A 20326-nucleotide genomic window follows, 5' to 3' on the forward strand; every position below is an offset into this window, starting at 1 on the left:
ATGGCGTTGATACCAGCAACAACATTGATGCAAGCCGCACTGGCTCACCACGCTGCAATTGGTCATTTTAATATTAATGGTCCCGACTGGCTGGAGACGTATCTTAGCGTTGCTGAAGAAACCAAAACGCCGATTATTGTGGCAACTTCCGATCGGATTATGGATTTTCTTGGGGGCTTCGACTTCATGTCGCGCTACGTGCGTTTCATGATCCAAGCGTTGGAAATTACCGTGCCGGTTGTACTTCATCTGGATCACGGGTTATCCGTCGAGCACGTTTATCAGGCGATTGATGCTGGCTATACATCGGTCATGTTTGATGGCTCAAAGTTGCCCATTGATGAAAATGTTGCCTTAACCAAAAAGGTGGTTGCCTATGCGCATCAACGTCATGTGTCGGTTGAAGCAGAGGTTGGCAGCGTCGGTGGGAATGAAAATGGCCTAATCAGCGGTGTTCAGTATGCCAGCGTGGCGGATGCGTTAAAAATGGCTGGCACCGGTATTGATTCGTTGGCTGCGGCATTGGGTTCGGTTCATGGCGATTATGTTGGGCGGCCCAAGCTAAACTTTGAGCGGATGACCGAGATTGCCCAAGCAACCCAACTACCGCTGGTTTTGCACGGTGCATCAGGTATTCCTGACGACCAGATTCAGCAGGCAATTCAAACCGGAACGGCCAAAATCAACATCAATACGGAAGTGAACACCGTGTGGACGGAAGCGGTTGCCAAAGCGCTTCAACAAAAACGCTCCGGTCACGATCCGCAGCCAATTCTTACAGCAGGCAAGCAAGCGATGGCGCGCCTAGTTGAAAGTAAAATGAACGACTTTCATATTTTGGGGAAAAGTGCCCGGCTAACTGCGATGGAGTGAAAGCGTTACTGATATTGTGTTCAGTAAATCATGAAGTTGATTAACTGAATAGTGCGAATTATGAAAGCAGGGATGATATGCCACTGGTTCGGTTTGACATGTTAAAGGGCCGATCACCCGAAACGATTCAACAGATTTTGCAAATCACGCATGAGGTCATGGTAGCGGCTTTTGATGTACCGGCGCGTGATCGGTATCAAATTGTCCACCAACATGAGCCTTACGAAATGGTTGTTGAAGATACCGGATTAGGGATACCGCGCACGGATAAGGTTGTGGTCATCTCATTGGTCAGCCGCGTGCGTACTGTTCACCAATTAAAGCAGTTCTATGCAACACTGGCGGAACGGTTATCGACGGCAGGGCTAGTCGATAAAAACGATCTCATGATCAATGTTTCGTTCAACAATGACCAAGGATGGAGTTTCGGCCAAGGGAAAGCGCAATTTCTGGATGGCAGTTTGTAGGTGAACCATAAGATAGATTGAAAATGCCTTGGCCGTTTCTGGAAGTCTGCAACGGTCAAGGCATTTTCTGTGCAGCCGCAAGATGTGTTAGAAAAGCTGACAACTAGCAGTATCAAAACAGTGTGTGTAAGAAAGTAGAGGCGTTAAATATGACGATTCAAATAGAAAAAATGGCGCTCAATCGAAAAGTGGCGCAGAATCGCTCACTCGAAAGTTTTTTCCAGTTAGCGACAGAGGTTGGCATTAATCAGGTAGAGTTGCGCAACGATATGACGGCGTCCGATCGTCCCGAAACCGTCATTGATCAAATGCCGGTCGCGGATTTTAATGCGTTAAAAGCCAAATATGGCATGAAAATTCTGACCATTAATGCGCTCCAACAATTTAATCAGCCAGCAAAGTTAGTCGCGAATCGTCAACTTTTGACCGGACTGGCCGAGTTAGCGGTTCAAATTGGCAGCCCGGCCATTATTTTCGTACCGGAAGTTAATCCGCAAGATAACCGAACGCCGCAACAACGACTGGAGGATGCGGCTCACAATCTGCAAGTGTTTGGCGAGATCTTAGCGACTTATCATCTGACCGGGTTAGTTGAACCGCTGGGCTTTATGGCTAGCACGTTGCGGTATCCGTGGACGGCGCAACAGGCGATTGAATTGTCCGGTCGCACGGAGTTCAAGTTAACCATTGATACCTTCCACTTCTTCTTGGCACATATAACGGCAGCGCAGTTTAAAGCAAATGTTGACGTGAAACGAATCGGACTCGTCCATTTGTCCGGCATCGAACCGATTCACGAGTTGCGCGAAGTTTTGGATGAGGACCGCATGTTCATCACAGACCGCGACATCATGCAAAACGTTGAACAGGTGCAACTTTTTGAATCAATGGGTTATAAAGGCAACTATTCCTTTGAAGCCTTCTCGACACGGTTAGCTGCCGAAAGTAACCAGCAGTTGGCGCACAAAATCACCACCAGCATCGCGCAATTGAATCAACCAACGGCGGTTTCAGGTTTGGAGGTGTAAAGACCATGAAATTAGCTTACGATCCTTCCATGTTTCGCGACACCATGACGTTGAAGCAGATGTTTGATGAGGTGGCTCGTCTCGGCTATGAATATGTTGAACTGTCGCCACGTAGAGATTTCATTTGGTTCTATGAACATCCGGTAGCTGACACGGCACTGATCAAGCAGGTAAAACGGTATGCCCAGGATGCCGGCGTTAAAATTTCCTCAGTGCTTCCGGTGCAACAATGGTCGTCACCCGATGAACAGGAGCGTGAATTTGCTGTCCGCAACCTGAAACGCACAATCGAAATCACGGCGGCATTGGGGGTCAAAGTGTTGAATACCGAATTCTCAGGTGATAAGTTCCAACCACTGGTTTCACAGGGGCAGTGGTACAAGTCCATGGAAGAGCTCGCGCCGGTGTTTGAAAAGAATGGCATCACCCTGGAAATCCAACCGCATCCCAATGACTTTATTGAATCGAACTTGGCCGCTAGCCGCTTAATCCGCTCGTTGGATGTCGACTGGGTCCATCAGGTTTGGTGCAGCTCTCATGCCTTTTATATGGATGACGGGCGCGGCGATATTCGCCAACAATTTGCTGAATCCGGTGATCTCATTACCCATGTTCTGATTGCGGACACGTTTAATCACAAAGGCAACCAAGGCTTGCGGTACATCATCAATCCGCCAGGCGCCCCGGTGACGATTCACCAGCACTTAAATCCGGGTGAAGGCGAAGTCGATTTTGCCACGCTTTATGCTGTGTTGCGAGAACGACATTTTAACGGCATCATCACCAATAACGTGTTTGCCTGGCCCGACAAGGTTGACTGGTCAAATAAAATCACACTGCAGTCAGTCAAAAACGGCTTGCAACTCTGATAGTCGTGGCTGGTGACGGTCAATACCAGCCAACTAAAAATATTTCCGATCCAAAACGACACCTGATGCATGAATTCTCAGATGTCGTTTTTGTATACTTAAAGTAACATAAGCTGCTGATGATTGATTATCGGCGCGTCGCATCAATGGTGGCGCGAACTCGGCGAAAGGGCGGAGCCGTCTGACTGTTGGTTTGAATGGCGCTGATCATAAATAGCGTATCCATGAGACTAAGCTCCGCGATTAACGCATGGAGCGCTTCGGTTCGGTAGCGCGATTCTTCGGCAACCGCGACAAACGCGGCATCGGCCATTTTGGCCAGACGGGAAGCCGGTGCGCCGGTGATCACGATAAGCGGCACCTGCTGTTGCTTGGCCAAGTCAGCTAACGCAATGGCATCTTTATCTTCACCGGAATGCGACGTCAAGATCATGGCGTCATTGGCGCCCAGATGCGTTGCTGCCATGAGCTGCATATGATAATCCGCGGCATAGGAAACGGGGATGGCCGTCCGCAGAAACTTGTGATAGCCATCTAACGCAACGAGATTGCTGGCGCCTAATCCAAAAAGACCGAGATGATCCGCATGGGTAATCCAATTAATCGCTTTAGCCAAGGCAGCCGTGTCCAAGTTGGCCAAAGTGGTTCGGAGCGCATCGATATTGGAGGTGAAGATTTTTTGCGCCAAGGTCTCAACCGAATCGTCCGGGCTCAGTTCCGCAAATAGCGTTTGATCCGGTTCCGGTGGCGATTGGACCAATGCCATCCGCAGCGCCTGGAAGTTCGGATAACCCAATGCCTTGGCAAATCGCGAAATGGTGGCCGTACTGACGCCCGTTATTGCGCTGAGTTCCGCGATATTTGCCTGACTAGCGCGATCCGGATGCGTTTGAAGAAAATCCGCTAATTTCTTTTCTTGGCGACTCAAGTTCGGTTTATAAATTTGTAGTTGTACCAGAAAATCGTGCATATGCCCATCCTCCATTTCCTCAAGAGGAGTATAGCATTAAATGTATGAATTGAAAATTAATTACGGACACTTTGCTTGATTTTTGTAATTTTTTTACATACAATGGCACCATGATCACGGAGGAGCGCTTTTGATCCCCGAGAAAGTGGTCTTGGCGTTCACATTAACGCGTTCGCCAGCGCAGAAGCCTACGTGTAAGGACCTCGGTCGCAATGGCCAAACCCGGGCCATCACGCCCAAGGCCGCTTACACTCCGGCTTCTACCCGCGCTGGCTCATGCTCAGGAGGGGATAGCATATGCAAGTAGGTATGGTAGGCTTAGGCAAGATGGGTATGAATCTGGTCGCGAATATGCGCGATCATGATATTGAGGTTGTTGCGTTTGACTTGAATGATCAGGCGCGGACGGAAGTAGGGCAATATCAAGCGAGAGCGGTTGCCAGTCTGGATGCACTGGTGATGAGTCTGGCATCACCGCGGATTATTTGGAGTATGGTGCCGGCGGGAAAACCAACCGATGCAACGATTAATCAGCTGGCCAAGTTACTGCGTCCTGGCGACATCGTGATTGATGGTGGCAATTCTTATTATCAGGATTCCATCAAGCGAAGTCAGTTGTTGGCAGAAGAGGGCATTCACTTTTTTGATGTCGGGACGTCCGGTGGCATGGCAGGCGCGCGGGCCAATGGGAATTTCATGATCGGCGGCGACCAAACGCAATTTGCCAAGATTGAACCACTGTTTAAAGCCATTGCCGCGCCTGGTGGCTATCTGTATACTGGCCCAGCCGGCTCAGGGCATTATCTGAAAATGGTTCACAACGGTATTGAATACGGCATGATGCAGGCAATCGGTGAAGGCTTCGATGTTTTGGCCCATAGTCCCTATGATTACGACAATGAGGCAGTTGCCAAAATGTGGAACAATGGCTCCGTGATTCGCAGTTGGTTGATGGAACTGGCTGGTAATGCCTTCAGCGACGATGCCGATCTCGAAAAGATTCAGGGGATCATGCATAGTTCGGGTGAAGGCGCATGGACAGTCGAAGAAGCCTTGCGTTTGCACGTGGCAACGCCGGTGATTGCCAGTGCTTTGATGATGCGTTACCGATCAGAAGCAGCCGACACCATGACCGGTAAAGTAGTGGCTGCTTTACGCAATCAGTTCGGGGGACATGCAGTTGATCCCACGACCGGAAAACACGACGGCCAAGTGAAGTAAAGGAGAAGAACGTGATGTCTATCAAATATATGATCGGGGTTGATTTAGGTACAACGAGTACCAAGGTCGTTTTGTTTGATCTAAAAGGTCAAGCGATTGCGACGGCGAATAACCTTTACCCGTTATATCAAGATACGCCGGATATGGCTGAAGAGGATCCGGAAGAAATTTTTGCGGCGACGGTTGGCGGATTAACCGAAGTCATGCATCGCGGGAATGTTCAGCCCGGTGAATTAGGCGGCGTTTCGTTTTCAGCCGCCATGCATAGTCTGATTTTGATGGATGAGCATGACAAACCGATCACACGGGTTATTACCTGGGCAGACAATCGGGCGGCGGCTTACGCGACGAAGCTGAAGCAAAGTGACCTGGGGATGACGCTGTCTAAGGCGACCGGGGTTCCAACGCACCCGATGTCGCCGCTGGTGAAATTACTGTGGCTCAGTGCCGAGCATCCCGAGCTTGTCGCCCGCACGCGTCATTTTATCGGGATTAAAGATTATATCTTGTTCCGCTTTTTCGGGCGGTATGTTCAAGACTATTCACTGGCAAACGCGACGGGCTTGTTCAATATTCACACGGTGGATTGGGATGATCGTGCGTTAGATGTCGCCAATGTCCGGCGCGATCAACTGCCGGAGTTGGTGGATACGAGTTATCAGCTGACCGGGTTAAATGCTAATTACGCCGCCGTGACCGGCATTGACGACAAAACACCGTTCATTCTCGGGGCTAGTGATGGCACGCTAAGTAACCTTGGCGTTGGCGCGATTGATCCTGGCGTTTTGGCGGTCACGATTGGCACTTCAGGCGCCGTTCGCGTGGTGACGGATAAGCCGGTTGTTGATCCGCAAGGGCGGTTATTCACTTACTACTTGGCACCTAATAAGTGGGTCGTCGGCGGTCCGGTGAATAATGGCGGCATCGTGTTCCGCTGGGTGCGCGATCAATTGTTTGCGCCGGAAAAAATCACCGCCGAGCAACTACAGGTTGATTCATATGAAGTTTTGACCGACATTGCCAGCAAAATTCCTGCCGGTGCCGATGGGCTATTATTCCATCCGTATCTTGGCGGGGAACGGGCCCCGATTTGGGACGCGAATGCGCGCGGCAGTTTCTTCGGCTTAACCCGCCAGCATACACGAGCACACATGGTTCGCGCGGCACTTGAGGGCATCGTTTATAACCTGTATATGGTGATGTTGATGATCGAAGGCATTACTGGCAAACCTCGCGCCATTCAAGCGACAGGCGGGTTCGCCCGCAGCGCATTATGGCGACAAATGCTGGCCGATGTGTTTGAACAGGAAGTCAACATTCCTGAAAGTTTTGAAAGCTCGGCATTGGGAGCCGTGGTGATCGGGATGAAATCGTTAGGGTTGATTGATGATCTCAGTGTCGTCAAGGATATGATTGGCGTCACCAACACGCATGAACCGAATGAAGCTAATTTCCAAGCTTATCGGGAATTGTTGCCAATCTGGATTCGGCTAACGCGCAAGCTAGGCAGCGAGTATCAGGCGATTGCCGATTATCAACGCGCGCATCCGGATCCGAGGGCACGTAGCAAAGAACAGGATTAATCAGGTATATAAAAATTAGGCGACAGACGCAAACGATCACAAAAGCGACTGCCACTTTTTATCGATAGTTTTGTAAACGGTTTCTAGAAGCGCGGGCATATGCTCAAATTAACGCGTTCGGCGACTTCTAACCGCGCCGATTCATGTCAAGGAGGACTGAACATGGATTTACTTGTCTTGGTGCTAGGCATTCTATTACTGTTGGTGTTGATTATTAAGTTTAAGTTCAACACTTATGTTTCTCTGATAATAACAGCTGTTGTTGTGGCGCTGGGGCTGGGGATGGCGCCGGCTAAGATCGCCACGAGTATTCAAACCGGTATTGGCTCGCAATTAGGTGAACTTGCGCTGGTCTTTGGTTTTGGTGCGATGCTGGGACGGCTGGTTGCCGACGCCGGTGGTGCTTATCGTATCGCCCACACGCTGATTAACGCGTTCGGACGCCGGGGCTTACAATTAGCGGTGGTTTTGGCTTCTTTCATCATCGGCATTGCTTTGTTTTTTGAAGTCGGGATCGTTTTGCTGGTTCCGATCGTCTTTGCCATTGCTGCCGAAGCCGGTGTCCCGATTTTGACACTTGGCATTCCGATGGCAGCCGCCTTGTCGGTTACGCACGGCTTCTTACCGCCACATCCGGCACCGACAGCCATTTCGACAGCGCTGGGTGCTTCAGCTGGACTGGTGCTGGCATATGGGGTCATCATTGCAGTCCCAACGGTCTACATTGCCGGCCCGCTATTTTCCAAACTTGCCCATCGGCTGGTTCCGGATGCTTTTGAACGGCGTGGCAATTTAAAAGCGTTGGGGCCGCAAAAAACCTTCAAGCTTGATGAAACCCCGGGCTTCGGTATCTCGGTTTTGACATCGCTGTTTCCGGTTATCCTGATGGCTATTGCGACGGTCTATGAACTGGTTCTGCATGGTGGCAAAACGCCAAAAGCACCGACAGGCATGGATAATTTGATCGCCTTTATCGGGTCACCGAGTATCGCGATGCTAATCTCACTTCTATTCGCTATGTGGGCCATGGGTTATGCCCGCAAGCTGCCGGCCAAGGATATCATGGCTACGTTGGAAGAGGCAGTGAAGTCCATTGCGATGCTGCTGTTGGTTATCGGTGGCGGCGGTGCGTTTAAGCAAGTCTTAATTGATGGCGGCGTTGGCGACTCCGTGAAAAATCTATTCGTCTCATCGTCCATTTCGCCACTGATTCTTGGCTGGTTAATTGCCGTGGTTTTGCGAATCGCCCTTGGCTCGGCAACCGTTGCCGCCATGACCGCTTCCGGACTGGTGTTGCCTCTGATGCAAAGCGCCGGTATCCAACCGGCTTTGATGGTGCTGGCAATTGGCGCAGGATCATTGGCAGCCAGCCACGTCAACGACGCCGGATTTTGGATGTTCCGTGAATATTTTGACCTCACCATTAAGCAAACCCTGCTGACATGGACCTTGTTGGAAACAATTATCTCGGTTGTCGGACTGGGTGGCGTGCTTTTGTTGAGTTTGTTTGTTTAAAGGCGAAAAGATAAAAAGTCGACGATAGGTCGGCTTTTTTGCGTTTACAAGCTGAAGCCGACCGTCGCAGTCAGCCGCTCAATATGATAAACTTACGCCATTCACAAATACAGAAATGGAGATCTTTAACTTATGTACGAACCAACCAAAAAACGCCGCGTTGCCGAAGATGTTGCCAAGGTTTTTCCCGAAGAGGTAACGAATCAGCTTTTTGATGTCATTGCCGTGATGCAAAAGGCCAAGCAACTGGTGACGGCGCCGGTGGCGATTGCCTTTTCGGATGATTATACCGATGACGAAATGTATGCCATGATTATTCAAGGTAACCTGGCGCCTGCGCAGGAATTTCCGTTGACCTATAAGGGGGACAAGCCTTTTTTGGGGCATGGCTATATTCTTGTGGTGAAGGATAAGCCGAAGACGATTCGAATTGACTTTAGTGCCGCAAATCCGTTCAAAGCAGATAAAACCAAATAAAACTGGCCTTTTCATGAAAACTTAGGTAAAATAGTAGATCGTAATCGTTACCGTCTACGATTGGGAGGCAGCTATGAGCGAACCAATTTTGTCTGTGAAGCACCTTAGTTTTGGATTTCGCGATCAACAGCTTTATCGCGACCTGAGTTTTCATTTGGATGTCGGCTCGATAACGAGCTTGGTTGGGCCGAATGGGGTGGGGAAGACCACGCTGATTCGCCTGTTGATGGCACAGTTAAAGCCGCAAGCCGGCACGATTCAGTTTCGCAAGCAGCCACCGGTTCGACTGGGCTATGTACCACAATTTCGCAATGTCGATGAGGAATTTCCGCTGTCAATCCGCAGCTTTATTCAGTTGCGGCAGCTGGACCATCTTTTCTTTTGGCATACGCCTAAGGAAAAAGCGGCGCTGAACCGGGTTATCAAAGCGACCCACTTAACGCATATTGCCGACACACGGCTCGGGATGGCGAGTGGCGGTGAAAAGCAGAAGGCCTATTTAGCCCAGGCGCTGTTGGATGATCCCAACTTTTTGATTCTCGATGAATCGACGGCAAGCCTGGATGTGAATACCAAGCATGAGTTGATGGATCTGGTTCAGGAGCTGAACCAGACCCAGAAGCTAACGGTGTTGTTCGTGACGCATGACTTGAGCCTAGCGAAGCAATATACCAAACAATATTTGCTGTTGACCGGCGATCGTTACGAAATGAAGCCGACTGCCGAGATGGATCTGGCTTCAATGCCGGAAGAGTTGCGCAATGATGCCGAGAATCGCGGGGTGATCGCATGAATTTATTTGCTTATGCCTTCATGCAAAATGCTTTTATGGCTAGCACGTTTATTGCTATCACGACCGGTATTGTCGGCGTCTTTGTGGTTGCCCGTAACATGTCCTTCCTGGCGCACACCTTGTCTGAGGTGGGCTTTGCCGGTGCCGCATTTGCAGTGTTTGCCGGCATTAGACCGCTTGACGGGATGTTGATGTTTACGGCCATTAGCAGTATTAGTGTCGGCCGGATGTCGGTTCAGGCCTCGCGTCGTGAAGCGTCGATTAGCGCGGTTTCGAGCTTGTTCATCGGTTTGGGCATTTTGTTTTTATCGCTTTCGAGTGCCAATGCTAGCTATGCGACGACGATTCTGTTCGGCAGCATTATCGGCATTTCGCGTAGTGACGTTTGGCAGCTGGTTGCGTTGGCTGCTGGCGTTTTGTTTACGTTGTATTTTGGATATCGCCGCCTAGCATTTGATTCATTTGATCCGGTGGGTTCGGCTGCGCAAGGGTTGAAAAGTAAATACATTTCCATTTACTTTCTGCTCATTCTCGCGGTTTCGGTTTCGATCGGCGCGCAAATCGTCGGTAGTTTGCTAGTGTTCATTTTGCTCACGCTGCCGCCTAATGTTGCCAAGTACCTGGGAAGAACCCTGCCGCAGATGATTGTGATTTCCGTCATCACGGCGTTAATCGGCGTCTGGAGTGGCCTTTACCTGGGGTTCCTGACGAACTGGCCAGTAACCTTCTTCATTGCCGCCATTGAGTTTATCTTTTATTTCCTGGCGCTGTGGTATCACCACCAGACAAATTGATTGAATCGTATTAAAAAATGGCTTTAGAGAGCAGATGCATGCCTCTCTAAAGCCATTTTTTCGTGTTAGTCTAAATCCCACTAGTGCCGCTCGCGCTGTTGACGCAAAAATTCAGCGACTTCTGCCCGATAGTGGTGGGATTGATCAAACTGGGCAAGGTAGGCGGCGTCGTGGGTGCTTGTCGCGCCAGTGTGCCGCAGCTTGGTGTAAACCTCTAGATAAGGCAGCTGGGCTTCCTTGGCCACTGCCAATTCGGCCGAGACGTCATAGGGAACCTGCCGTAAGTTCAGATCGGTGATGGCGCCGTTGCCGAGTTCCAATAATGCGTAATCCGCATAGCTGGTGGTTTGCAACTTGGCGCGCGGTGAATAGGCTTGGCCAATCGAACCGGGATTGAGAATAACCTGACCGCTGCTGGTATAGCGCAGCAATTGCTGATGGGTGTGCCCATAAATCGCAATGTCGATATCTTGACTCGGAGCAATCTGGTCAAAGTTTGCCTGTGGTTGGTCGGGGTATAAGCAATGACCGTGATTAGAGTCTGGCAGATTGTGGGCCAGGCTGATCACGAGGCCATCTTGTTCAAAAACGTCATGCAGCGGCCAATGACGGATGGTCGTCAACATGTCGGCCGTCAGTTGTGGCCACAGATACGCCACTAAGCGACTGAAGTAGACATCGGTGGGTTGCGCCAAGTCGACCGGACCATCTAAAACCCAGAATAAATCGTCATCCCAGTTTCCTTTGACGAGATGCGTCAGCGGCAAGGCATGCAGGCCGTGCCAGAGGTTAGCTGCTCCCGGGCCTGGTAAGAATAGATCGCCAAGAAACCAGTATTCATCTGGATGATGTGCTTGGGCGTCTTTGATGACCGCTGAAAAGGCAGTCATATTGCCGTGAATATCTGATAAAATGGCGATTTTGGTCATGCTTCATCCCACCGTTCGTTCATCGTGACTAATCCTTGCGTTCCTAAATCACCTTTGCCCGCTGCCACCATTTTGGCATACAGATCTTCGGCCAATTCGGTTGCCGGCAACTGCAAGTGCATTTTCTTGGCTTCGTCTAACGCAATGCGCAGGTCTTTGAGAAAATGTTTGGCGAAAAAGCCGGGCGTGTAATCGGCTTGCAGCATACGCGGACCGTAGTTGCTGAGACTCCAGTTCGCCGCGGCACCACTGCCGACGACTTTCAGAATTTCGTTCAGATCCAATCCAGCGGCTTTTCCATAGACGAGCATCTCGCTCAATCCAGTCATCGTGCCGGCAATCATAATTTGATTGGCCATTTTGGCATGCTGCCCGGAACCGGCCGGGCCAAAATAATTGACGGATGAGGCGATCGGTGCAAACAGCTCCTTGAGTTTCGACAGCAAGTCTTTTTGGCCGCCGATCATAATGGTGAGGGTGCCTTTTTTAGCGCCAATGTCCCCACCGGAAACAGGCGCATCAACGGCAATGACGCCTTTTTCTTTGGCTTTTTCGGCAATTTGCTTGGCCAGTGTCGGGGTGCTGGTGGTCATATCAATCACCAGGTCACCGGCCTGAGTACCGGCCAGAATGCCATCACAGCCAAAATAGACTGCTTCGACATCTTGCGGAAAGCCGACCATCGACATGACGACATGACATTGTGCAGCAACGGCGTGGGGTGATTCTGCCCAGACCGCGCCGGCATCCAAGACTGCCTGTGCATGGGCCTTGGTGCGATTGTAAACGATGACTTCCTGACCGGCTTTAAGAAAGTTCTTGATGATGCCGGTACCCATCACACCGGTGCCAATAAATCCAAGTTTCAACGAGCTCATCCTTTCTGTAAAAGTTCTTCCAATTCCGTTAAACGCTTTTCAAACATCGAAAATGCCGCTTCCAGATAGTCCGGTTTGGTCATATCGACACCAGCGGTTTTCATGGTATCGATGGCGTATTGCGAGCTACCTGACTTTAAATAGTCCAAGTAGCGGGATGCGGCGTTGGGTTCGCCGCTGCTAATACCAGCGGCTAGCGTTGATGCTGCGGCAAATCCGGTTGCATACTGATAGACATAATAATTGTAATAGAAATGTGGAATTCGTGCCCATTCGAATGCAATTTCGGGATCGCGGGCAACATCCGGTCCATAATACCGGGCATTGAGATCGGCATAGTAAGTCGCCATACTAGTTGCCGTGAGCGGTTCGCCTTGTTGGTCCTGCTGATGAATCCAGTGCTCAAATTCGGTAAATTGGGTTTGGCGAAAAACAGTGCCTTTGAAGCCATCGAGATAGTAATTCAGGATGTAGGCGCGTACCTTGGGGTCATCCGTGTGGGTGAGGAAGTAATCGGTGAGCAGATTTTCGTTGGTAGTCGAAGCAATTTCGGCAACAAAAATCGGATAGTCCCCATACACATAAGGCTGGTTGTGACGCGTGTACCAGCTGTGAACGCTGTGGCCGGTTTCGTGAATCAAAGTATAAAGCTCATCCACCGCGTCATGCCAGTTCAGCAAAATAAACGGATTCGTATCGTAAGACCCGCCTGAATAAGCACCGGAGCGTTTGCCTTTATTTTCGACGACATCAATGTAACGATTGTCGAAGATTTCCCGGACATGGCTGAGATAATCATCACCAAGCGGCGCCAAAGCCTTTAATGCCTCGGCTTTTGCCTGATCAAGCGTGAACGTCAACGGCGGCTTGCCAGTCAACGGGGTGTAAATGTCATACATGTGTAGTTGATCGACGCCCAAGACTTTTTTCCGCAATGCGACATAGCGATGCAGAAGGGGTAAATGGGTGTTGACTTGATCGATAAGGGTCGTATAAACACTTTCCGGAATGTGGTTGCTTGCCATTGCCGCCGCGCGGGCATTAGCGTAATGATGGGCTTTGGCATTGAAATTGTGCGCCTTGACCTGGCCGCTCAGGGTTTGGGCAAACGTGTTCTTCATGCTTTCGTAAGCACGCAGTAACGTTTCAAAGGCTTCTTTGCGCAATTTTCGCTGGGTTGAGCGAATCAGCTGGCCGTACAAGCCGTTACTGAGCTGCACTGTTTCGCCGTCTTCATTTTCGACAAAACCGAATTGCAGGTCGGAGTTGTCTAGGACGTTGAAAGTGGCATGACTGGCGTTCAGCGCATTACCGGCACTGGCAATCAGAGCTTCCGCTGCGGCTGTCAGCACATGTTGGCGATTGACGGTGATCGCATCGATAAAATGCCCAAACGGCTTAAGACTTTCAGTGTCGCGCCATGCTGCCAATTTGTCCGCGGGAATTGCCAGAATCTCCGGATCCAAAAAGGCTAACTGACTGGCCAGCTCGGCGCCGAGACTTTCAGCCTTGGCATTCATCGCCTGATAAGTGGCGTTGCCAGTATCCTGGTCGCTTTTCAGACTTGAATAAACATAAACTTTCTCAAACCGCCGAAAGACCGCTAAAACCGCCTTGATGCCGTTGATGAGCGCAGCGGCTGAATTGCCTAACGTTCCCTTGAGCGCAGTCGCCTCTTTGGCCTGCTCGCGAACAGCTCCAAAGTCGGCTGTCCACGCCGCATCATTTGGATAAATGGTGGTTAGATCCCATGTCAGCTTGGTTGGAACATCTTCACGTACCGGTAAATGTTGCATCTGATCAGCTCCAATTTCTAATATTTCTTTAATGTTACCATATCACGCTGATTTTTGAGCTAAATCCCTTCTTTCTTCATAATTATCTGCTACACTACCGTAGAAACTAAAACTGGAGTGAAGAAGTAATGTCTAAGCAACAAGATTCAAATCTGCGAACGACATATGATAAACCTAAGCGGCGTCATCCGATTCTTCGGGCAGTGGTCGTCATCGCGCTCGTGGCGTTATTCCTTGCGGGCGGCTGTGCGGCCAGATTCTACTCCCAAGCGAAGAAAGCCGTGGCGAAAACTTACGATCCCGTCAGCACCAAGGCTGTTGACTCTGACCTTGATGGTAAAAAACCCATCAGTATTCTCCTGATGGGAACCGATACCGGCGCTTTTGGTCGTAAAGATACCGGTCGATCCGATACCCTCATGTTAGTGACCATTAATCCTAAAGAAAAGAAAACAACGATGGTCAGCATTCCGCGTGACACCCTGGCAGAAATGGTGGGGACCGGCAACGACTCTTCAACCTATGAAAAGATCAATGCAGCGTACTCATATGGTCAATCGAAGGCGGCCATTAAAACCGTCGAGAAATTGTTAAATGTTCCGGTTAATTATTACGTAACGGTCAATATGGAAGGTCTCCAAAAAATTGTCGACGCTGTCGGCGGTGTGGACGTCAATGTGCCATTTACCTGGACAGACGCCAACACCGGTGGTCAGACGTTCAAGAAAGGCAAAGCCCATCTCAATGGCGAACTGGCGCTTGCATACGCCCGGATGCGTGACGAAGATCCGGAAGGTGACTATGGCCGGCAGAAGCGGCAACAGGAAGTCATCAATCAAATTGTCAAACATCTGTTATCAGTTAAGTCGCTGACGAACTATCAGAAGGTTATGGATTCCTTATCTTCCAGCATGCGGACGAATCTGACGTTTGATGACATGATGGCGATTGCCCAAAATTACCGGGCTTCAGCGGGCACTATCGAACGTAAGCAACTTCGTGGTATTGGTGTTTACATTGACAATGCTGCCTATCAGGTTATGAAGACCGATACGCTTCAGAAAACGTCAGACGAACTGCGTGAACAACTAGGTTTACAAAGCGAAAAGCTCAGCAACTTCAATACCCGGCAAAATGAAATTAACAATGCGGCCGGTTTTGACTGGACCGCCAACAATCCGGTTTATACGGTTTCGCTTGACGGTGCCACTACTGGGCCGTGATGTTCTGAGATATTTAGTGTCTCAAACCTAGGCATAACCGAAAAAAGACGAAAGAATTCTCAAATCGCAGTTTGCGATGGCGAGAATTCTTTCGCCTTTTTGTTTCTGCATCGAGGCGGGCAAGCCAGCGCGGCAAGCATCGTCCCTTTTACACTCCTTTGGTTCATATACAGCAAGGTTAGTCTGGATCAGGCAGGTCAGGTGCCAATTTTGCCCCGCTAAACTTGGCAGCAATGAAGCCGCAGATAAACCCGATGAGGAGGAATGGTACAAAGTCCATGCCAATGCCAAACAAGGGGATGAAGGTTGAAGCAAAATGTTGAATGCCGGCAAAGAAAGGCAATTGCGCCAAACCGGCAGGCAGCGCGTGAATGGCATCGAGTAAGGCCGGAATCATGGTAAAGGCGATGGTGGTCTTATAGATGCGGGTATTCTTGCCGATCCACGGATGAAGCAGCCCTAACATGATCAAGGCAATGGCCAATGGATAAAGCAGCATCAAAATCGGCGTGGAGTAAGCGATAATCTGATCCAGTCCGAAATTAGCGATGAAAAACGCCCCAATCGTCGTGATCGGTAAAAAGAAATGGTAACCCAGTTTCGGGAAGCGATGGCCAAGGTCCTGGGAGAAGGAAGTGACCAAGCCGATCGCGGTTGTCAGGCAGGCCAGTAAGGTCATGGCACCAAGCAAGGCGGTTCCGATGAGCCCAGTATAATGGGTCATGATTTGATTAAAGGCGGTCCCGCCATTTGCGGTTAATTTAGCAAAGCCAAGGCTGATGGCGCCTAACATGATGAGCAGCAGATAGATGATGGCCTCAAGTCCCATCGCTAAGGAGCCAACTTTCGCAACCGCTTTGGCGCGACTGGAAGCCCGATGCAATCCCATGAGCTTAAGGGCGGTAATAATCGTCACCCCAAAGCCTAAGCCTGCTAATGCGTCCATTGTGTTGTAACCCTGCAAAAAGCCATTCGTAAATTGCAAGAACAAGTTAGCCAGTCGTTGAGGACAATCCCAGAACAGGCCGTTATCAAATAGAAGTTGTGGCGCTAGAGAGACTACTGGGCCATGCGGCGAACGCGCCGAGCTTCGGCCTCAAAGTTTTGCTGGGGTGTGCAGTAGCCCTGTTGTTTGCGAGGCAACTGATTCAAGCGGTCTTGCGTGGCCTGCACTTGACTAGGGCTAATGTCATCTAGGGACATGCCCTTAGGGAAGTCCTGGCGGATCATCCGGTTATGTGCCTCGTTGGTGCCACGGTCGCAGGACGTGTAAGGATGGGCGTAGAAGATCTCAGTTTCCGTCCCAGCAAAAGCAGTATTTAAGGCGGTGAACTCGGGTCCGTTGTCGGCTGTGATGGTCTTGATGCAAGCTCCCCATTCGCGCTTGATTCCACGCAATGCATAGCTCACAGAGTCTGCATCTCGTCCTTCGATCAAGCGGAGAAGTTGGCAACGGGTCTTGCGCTCAATCAGAGTCAAGATGACGCTCTCCTTGCCATTGCGTTTACCGACAATGGTATCCATCTCCCAGTGACCGAACTGCCTGCGTCGTTCAACGACCTTAGGCCGTTCCTCGATACTGCGGCCAGCCAGGCGCTTAGCCTTGGTGTGGTGCTGGTGAGAGGTCTTCCGCTTAGTCTTCTCCAACAGGTCGATATTTCGAATCTCTAGGCGTTGGTCGTCAATGTACTGGTACAAAGTCGAGGCACAAACAAGCTCTTCAGGAGTAAACAGCTTGTGTCGCTTGGCATAGCCGATTGAAGCATCCGGCGACCATTTGTCCTGCTTAGCTCGCTGTACGTACCAGGCTAAGAAGACCTGTACGCTGGCGAACTTGTCAGGACGATGACAGCTCAAGCGTGCAGTCTCGTAACGTGCCTGAGCAGCCTCTGGCAGGTATTGTCGATGGTAGACGCGCTTGCCATTACTCTTCTTGACCTGATCTACTGTACCTCGCTTGATTTCATTATTAATGGTCTGCGGGCAGACGCCAATTTCAGCAGCAATCCAACGATTGGACTTCCCAGCTTGGCGGAATCCGGCCACTTTTCCGCGCTCGAGTGATGTTAAGTGCTGACCTTTTTGGCGGTGTGTGCTATCCTGTTTCTGCATCAAGACAATATCCTCTTCCATTGTTTGTGTAGGAACTTCAATGATACAGGATATCTGTTCTTGATGTTTTTTATTGTCCAAAAAATTTTGAGACAGTGGCTAACTTGATTCTAAAATGCGCGGCAAAAAGCCATTAACAAGATTGCCACTGATTAAGTTGGCGTTACCGGTAAAGCTAATGGTCCGAATGTCACCTTTGATCAAAAGTGCCCAGAAGAAAATGAAGGCTAGTAAAATCAAGAAAAGTGGATTTAGCAATTTGCCGATGTAAGTGGTAATTTTGCTTTCATTCCGGGCAAGAAGAAAGGTTGTCAGGAAGAAAATGAACGAAAAGATCAGTAAGCCGATTTGTTGCTGACCTTTTCCCAAAAAAGGCGAAATTCCAATCGCGTAAGTAACCGTGGCCGTCCGTGGCGAGGCAATGAGTAAACCAAGGCTGGCGTGGGTCGCAAGCAGGAAGAACAAGGCGAATCCATGACCTGCCGGACGAGCTAGATCGTACATACTACTCGCACGGGTGAGGCTGATAGCCATAATGGACAGAAGCGGCAGTAACACCGCTGATAACAAAAAGCCAATGGCGGCAGGTAGCCAGGCACTTCCGGCTAGCTGGCCCATGTGAATCGGGAAAATCAGATTTCCGGCTCCAAAGAACATCCCGAACAACAGGGAGCCAAGGGTAAGGTACTGGCGTTTGGTAAGTTTGGGTTGTGTTGACATAGAAAATCCCTCCATTTTATAAACGATTGCAATCGCGACATTGACTGCAAGAAGCTTATTGAGGCGGGCATTGCCCATAACGCGCTCCCCGGAGCAGAAGCCGGCTCGCACTCACATCAAAAAAACGCCCTTAACAGTCAGAACTGTTAAGGGCGCGGATCACGCTGTACCACCTTACTTTACCGCCAACGTCACCGTCAGCGGCCTCGCCGCGTACGGCCGGATTCCCGGCGATAAGCGATTGCTGTAATGGGCGCAATCCCAGCCACTACTCCCGAAGTCGCAATGGCAACTCGTAGACTACTTTCCACCAGGCAATCAGAGGTCTCTTTCCACCAACCGAGACTCGCTGACACTGACAACCTAGGTACTCTTCTACTCATCGTTTTTGAACATTGTTGAATTGAAACTTATTTTACAAAGAAATCGGTGAATGTCAAGAATTTTAATTTTAAAATCGTAAGAAATGTCGACCGCAAGCGATATTGTCTTAAGTAAGCAGTTAGCCAAAGTGTCACAAAAACTGTAACCTCTTAGAAGATACATCTAGGAGGAATCACATGAAGAAGGTTGTCTTAACAATGAAAGAAGAAGAACGTTACCGAGTCATCAAAGCAGTGGTCAATGGTAAGACCTCCGTGCAACGCGCAGCCGTTAAGCTCAAGCGCTCCGAACGAACCATCTACCGACTGATCAAGCTTTACAAGCAACAAGGCAAAGACGGCTTTATCCATGGTAATGCCGGCCGTGAGCCTGCCAACAAACGCAACGCGCAACTCGAACGCCAGATCATTCATCTGTACACCAACAAGTATGCCGTTTTCAACATCGCTCATTTCCACGAGTTCTTAACCACTGCCGAACAAATCGCCATCTCCGAATCCTCACTCCGGCTCTTATTCAGACACCACCACATCCTTTCACCCAAAGCCCACAAGGCCACGAAACGTCGGGTCAAGCGTGAGTTAAAAGAGAAAGAAAAGAAGGCCAAGCTCCTATCCAAACGTGATGAAGCCACCTTGTCAGCCATCGAGGTCGTTGAAAACATCAAAGCCCATCCAGAACGTCCTCGGAAACATTATTCTGGTGAACAGGTACAAATGGATGCTTCCTGGGAGTATTGGTTTGGTACTCAAAAAACCACCTTACACGCAGCCATTGATGATCAGTCCGGGAACGTTGTCGGCGGCTACTTTGCCAAACAAGAAACACTCAGCGGCTATTATCATGTGTTTGCCCAAGTCCTTCGCGATTATGGCGCTCCAGCAGAATTCCTAACGGATCGGCGCACCGTGTTTAACAGCAACAAAAAAGAGGGCTCACCTTCGACCGAGAACCCTCTTACACGTTTCGGTTATGCCTGCCAGACACTTGGAACAGAACTTTCGGCCACCAGTATTCCGCAAGCCAAAGGCCGTATAGAACGTCTTCTGGAGACTTTTCAAGATCGGCTCACAAGTGAACTGCGGTTGCATAACATCACCACAATCGCAGATGCCAATCGGTTTTTGGTCGGCTTTATCAAGCGTTACAATGACCGCTTCGCATCTACCATCAAAAGTAGCATGTCGGTGTTTGAGAAGCAACTAACACCCAAGGAAATTGACAATATTTTGATCATTGCCAATGAACGCAGCATCGGCCACGGACATTGTGTTCGCTTTGATAACAAACGCTATCTGCCACACCGGAATGGCGAATTGGTTTACTTACCACCGCATACAAAGGTCTTAGTCATCAAAAGCTTCACGGGCAGACTTTATATGACCACTGATGATGACCAGGTGTACGATCTTTTCTGTGTGCCAAAAGAACAGTTCATGTCAGCCAAATTCGATCTTACGCCAGCTGCGGCACCAACTCCTAAACGAACCAAGAAAATCCCGGCAATTACGCATCCGTGGCGCCGCACCAACTATCGCGATTACCTTGATTCTCTTGGCATTAACAGGACAAGGGTTAAACAGTTGGTCGCCGAACGATATCCATACAAGAATTCACAAGCGATTCAAGTCTAATCAGGATCATCTCGCGTCCAGTTTTCGGACGCATGTTTTATGGAATTTACTGTCAAAGTC

Annotated in this window: 17 protein-coding genes and 2 pseudogenes; 12 read left to right on the forward strand and 7 right to left on the reverse strand. The window is 49.8% G+C overall.

Annotated features, from left to right (window positions below; translation table 11 throughout):
- The 4 genes from LBCZ_RS00875 to LBCZ_RS00890 all read left to right on the forward strand — a co-directional run bounded on the left by LBCZ_RS00875 (position 1) and on the right by LBCZ_RS00890 (position 3237).
- Positions 1–873 carry a class II fructose-bisphosphate aldolase gene (locus LBCZ_RS00875; RefSeq protein ID WP_025013469.1) on the forward strand — a complete coding sequence of 291 codons (873 nt, stop codon included), beginning with the start codon at positions 1–3 and terminating at the stop codon, positions 871–873.
- Between the two features lie 77 nt (positions 874–950).
- The gene (locus LBCZ_RS00880; RefSeq protein ID WP_025013470.1) at positions 951–1340 is read left to right on the forward strand and encodes a tautomerase family protein; all 390 of its coding nucleotides are present in this window, start codon (positions 951–953) and stop codon (positions 1338–1340) included.
- Between the two features lie 149 nt (positions 1341–1489).
- A complete protein-coding gene (locus LBCZ_RS00885; protein WP_032958911.1) occupies positions 1490–2368 on the forward strand; it encodes a TIM barrel protein in 879 nt (292 codons plus the stop codon).
- A 5-nt stretch (positions 2369–2373) separates the two neighbouring features.
- The gene (locus tag LBCZ_RS00890) at positions 2374–3237 is read left to right on the forward strand and encodes a sugar phosphate isomerase/epimerase family protein (RefSeq protein ID WP_025013471.1); all 864 of its coding nucleotides are present in this window, start codon (positions 2374–2376) and stop codon (positions 3235–3237) included.
- A gap of 127 nt (positions 3238–3364) precedes the next feature.
- Here the strand turns inward: LBCZ_RS00890 and LBCZ_RS00895 are convergent, their stop codons facing one another.
- Positions 3365–4207, reverse strand: coding sequence for a MurR/RpiR family transcriptional regulator (locus tag LBCZ_RS00895; RefSeq protein WP_039639692.1), 843 nt, complete (start codon positions 4205–4207; stop codon positions 3365–3367).
- A gap of 297 nt (positions 4208–4504) precedes the next feature.
- Here LBCZ_RS00895 and gnd point away from each other — a divergent pair, with 297 nt between their 5' ends.
- The 6 genes from gnd (at position 4505) to LBCZ_RS00925 (ending at position 10590) form a co-directional block, all read left to right on the forward strand.
- A complete protein-coding gene (gene gnd, locus LBCZ_RS00900; RefSeq protein WP_025013472.1) occupies positions 4505–5428 on the forward strand; it encodes a phosphogluconate dehydrogenase (NAD(+)-dependent, decarboxylating) in 924 nt (307 codons plus the stop codon).
- Positions 5429–5442: 14 nt separating this feature from the next.
- The gene (gene gntK / locus LBCZ_RS00905; RefSeq protein WP_039639690.1) at positions 5443–7011 is read left to right on the forward strand and encodes a gluconokinase; all 1569 of its coding nucleotides are present in this window, start codon (positions 5443–5445) and stop codon (positions 7009–7011) included.
- 162 nt (positions 7012–7173) lie between these two features.
- The gene (locus LBCZ_RS00910) at positions 7174–8526 is read left to right on the forward strand and encodes a gluconate:H+ symporter (RefSeq protein WP_039639688.1); all 1353 of its coding nucleotides are present in this window, start codon (positions 7174–7176) and stop codon (positions 8524–8526) included.
- 132 nt (positions 8527–8658) lie between these two features.
- Positions 8659–9003 (forward strand): hypothetical protein, encoded by a 345-nt coding sequence (locus tag LBCZ_RS00915; protein ID WP_025013473.1) that lies wholly within the window; start codon positions 8659–8661, stop codon positions 9001–9003.
- Between the two features lie 73 nt (positions 9004–9076).
- The gene (locus tag LBCZ_RS00920) at positions 9077–9796 is read left to right on the forward strand and encodes a metal ABC transporter ATP-binding protein (protein WP_039639686.1); all 720 of its coding nucleotides are present in this window, start codon (positions 9077–9079) and stop codon (positions 9794–9796) included.
- A complete protein-coding gene (locus tag LBCZ_RS00925) occupies positions 9793–10590 on the forward strand; it encodes a metal ABC transporter permease (RefSeq protein ID WP_010489770.1) in 798 nt (265 codons plus the stop codon). Before LBCZ_RS00920 ends, LBCZ_RS00925 begins: the two co-directional genes overlap by 4 nt.
- Positions 10591–10670: 80 nt before the next feature.
- On the opposite strand, the gene LBCZ_RS00930 is transcribed toward LBCZ_RS00925, so the two are convergent.
- Genes LBCZ_RS00930 through pepF form a run of 3 tightly spaced genes read right to left on the reverse strand, consistent with a single transcriptional unit; the run spans position 10671 to position 14193 of the window.
- Positions 10671–11519, reverse strand: coding sequence for a metallophosphoesterase family protein (locus LBCZ_RS00930; RefSeq protein WP_025013474.1), 849 nt, complete (start codon positions 11517–11519; stop codon positions 10671–10673).
- The gene (locus LBCZ_RS00935) at positions 11516–12397 is read right to left on the reverse strand and encodes an NAD(P)-dependent oxidoreductase (RefSeq protein WP_039639684.1); all 882 of its coding nucleotides are present in this window, start codon (positions 12395–12397) and stop codon (positions 11516–11518) included. The genes LBCZ_RS00930 and LBCZ_RS00935 overlap by 4 nt, the downstream gene beginning before the upstream one ends.
- Positions 12394–14193: an oligoendopeptidase F gene (pepF, locus tag LBCZ_RS00940; protein WP_039639682.1), complete on the reverse strand. Its 1800-nt coding sequence runs from the start codon at positions 14191–14193 to the stop codon at positions 12394–12396. The genes LBCZ_RS00935 and pepF overlap by 4 nt, the downstream gene beginning before the upstream one ends.
- A 128-nt stretch (positions 14194–14321) precedes the next feature.
- Between pepF and LBCZ_RS00945 the strand changes: the two genes are divergently transcribed.
- Entirely contained in the window at positions 14322–15416 is a 1095-nt protein-coding gene (locus LBCZ_RS00945; protein WP_039639680.1) for an LCP family glycopolymer transferase, read from the forward strand.
- A 178-nt stretch (positions 15417–15594) separates the two neighbouring features.
- Here LBCZ_RS00945 and LBCZ_RS00950 read toward each other — a convergent pair.
- The 3 genes and pseudogenes from LBCZ_RS00950 to LBCZ_RS00960 form a co-directional block, all read right to left on the reverse strand.
- A pseudogene (locus LBCZ_RS00950) lies at positions 15595–16389 on the reverse strand (branched-chain amino acid transport system II carrier protein); the annotation flags it as partial.
- A gap of 86 nt (positions 16390–16475) precedes the next feature.
- Positions 16476–17528: an IS30 family transposase gene (locus tag LBCZ_RS00955; RefSeq protein WP_010620018.1), complete on the reverse strand. Its 1053-nt coding sequence runs from the start codon at positions 17526–17528 to the stop codon at positions 16476–16478.
- A 123-nt stretch (positions 17529–17651) separates the two neighbouring features.
- Positions 17652–18248: pseudogene (locus LBCZ_RS00960) on the reverse strand (branched-chain amino acid transport system II carrier protein); the annotation flags it as partial.
- A 560-nt stretch (positions 18249–18808) separates the two neighbouring features.
- Between LBCZ_RS00960 and LBCZ_RS00965 the strand changes: the two are divergent.
- Positions 18809–20266, forward strand: a complete 1458-nt coding sequence (locus tag LBCZ_RS00965; RefSeq protein ID WP_041084702.1) for an ISNCY family transposase — start codon at positions 18809–18811, stop codon at positions 20264–20266.
- Positions 20267–20326 lie beyond the last annotated feature (60 nt).

Origin of the sequence: Lacticaseibacillus casei DSM 20011 = JCM 1134 = ATCC 393 (genome assembly GCF_000829055.1) — a bacterium.
GTDB lineage: Bacteria > Bacillota > Bacilli > Lactobacillales > Lactobacillaceae > Lacticaseibacillus > Lacticaseibacillus casei.

Excerpts from the sequence above, each read along its gene's own strand:
- LBCZ_RS00920 (WP_039639686.1), top strand. The coding sequence starts at position 9,077 with ATGAGCGAACCAATTTTGTCTGTGAAGCACCTTAGTTTTGGATTTCGC.
- LBCZ_RS00895 (WP_039639692.1), bottom strand. The coding sequence starts at position 4,207 with ATGCACGATTTTCTGGTACAACTACAAATTTATAAACCGAACTTGAGT.
- LBCZ_RS00885 (WP_032958911.1), top strand. The coding sequence starts at position 1,490 with ATGACGATTCAAATAGAAAAAATGGCGCTCAATCGAAAAGTGGCGCAG.
- pepF (WP_039639682.1), bottom strand. The coding sequence starts at position 14,193 with ATGCAACATTTACCGGTACGTGAAGATGTTCCAACCAAGCTGACATGG.
- LBCZ_RS00910 (WP_039639688.1), top strand. The coding sequence starts at position 7,174 with ATGGATTTACTTGTCTTGGTGCTAGGCATTCTATTACTGTTGGTGTTG.
- LBCZ_RS00925 (WP_010489770.1), top strand. The coding sequence starts at position 9,793 with ATGAATTTATTTGCTTATGCCTTCATGCAAAATGCTTTTATGGCTAGC.
- LBCZ_RS00915 (WP_025013473.1), top strand. The coding sequence starts at position 8,659 with ATGTACGAACCAACCAAAAAACGCCGCGTTGCCGAAGATGTTGCCAAG.
- LBCZ_RS00965 (WP_041084702.1), top strand. The coding sequence starts at position 18,809 with ATGAAGAAGGTTGTCTTAACAATGAAAGAAGAAGAACGTTACCGAGTC.
- LBCZ_RS00935 (WP_039639684.1), bottom strand. The coding sequence starts at position 12,397 with ATGAGCTCGTTGAAACTTGGATTTATTGGCACCGGTGTGATGGGTACC.
- LBCZ_RS00945 (WP_039639680.1), top strand. The coding sequence starts at position 14,322 with ATGTCTAAGCAACAAGATTCAAATCTGCGAACGACATATGATAAACCT.
- gnd (WP_025013472.1), top strand. The coding sequence starts at position 4,505 with ATGCAAGTAGGTATGGTAGGCTTAGGCAAGATGGGTATGAATCTGGTC.
- LBCZ_RS00955 (WP_010620018.1), bottom strand. The coding sequence starts at position 17,528 with ATGCAGAAACAGGATAGCACACACCGCCAAAAAGGTCAGCACTTAACA.
- gntK (WP_039639690.1), top strand. The coding sequence starts at position 5,443 with ATGTCTATCAAATATATGATCGGGGTTGATTTAGGTACAACGAGTACC.
- LBCZ_RS00930 (WP_025013474.1), bottom strand. The coding sequence starts at position 11,519 with ATGACCAAAATCGCCATTTTATCAGATATTCACGGCAATATGACTGCC.
- LBCZ_RS00890 (WP_025013471.1), top strand. The coding sequence starts at position 2,374 with ATGAAATTAGCTTACGATCCTTCCATGTTTCGCGACACCATGACGTTG.
- LBCZ_RS00880 (WP_025013470.1), top strand. The coding sequence starts at position 951 with ATGCCACTGGTTCGGTTTGACATGTTAAAGGGCCGATCACCCGAAACG.
- LBCZ_RS00875 (WP_025013469.1), top strand. The coding sequence starts at position 1 with ATGGCGTTGATACCAGCAACAACATTGATGCAAGCCGCACTGGCTCAC.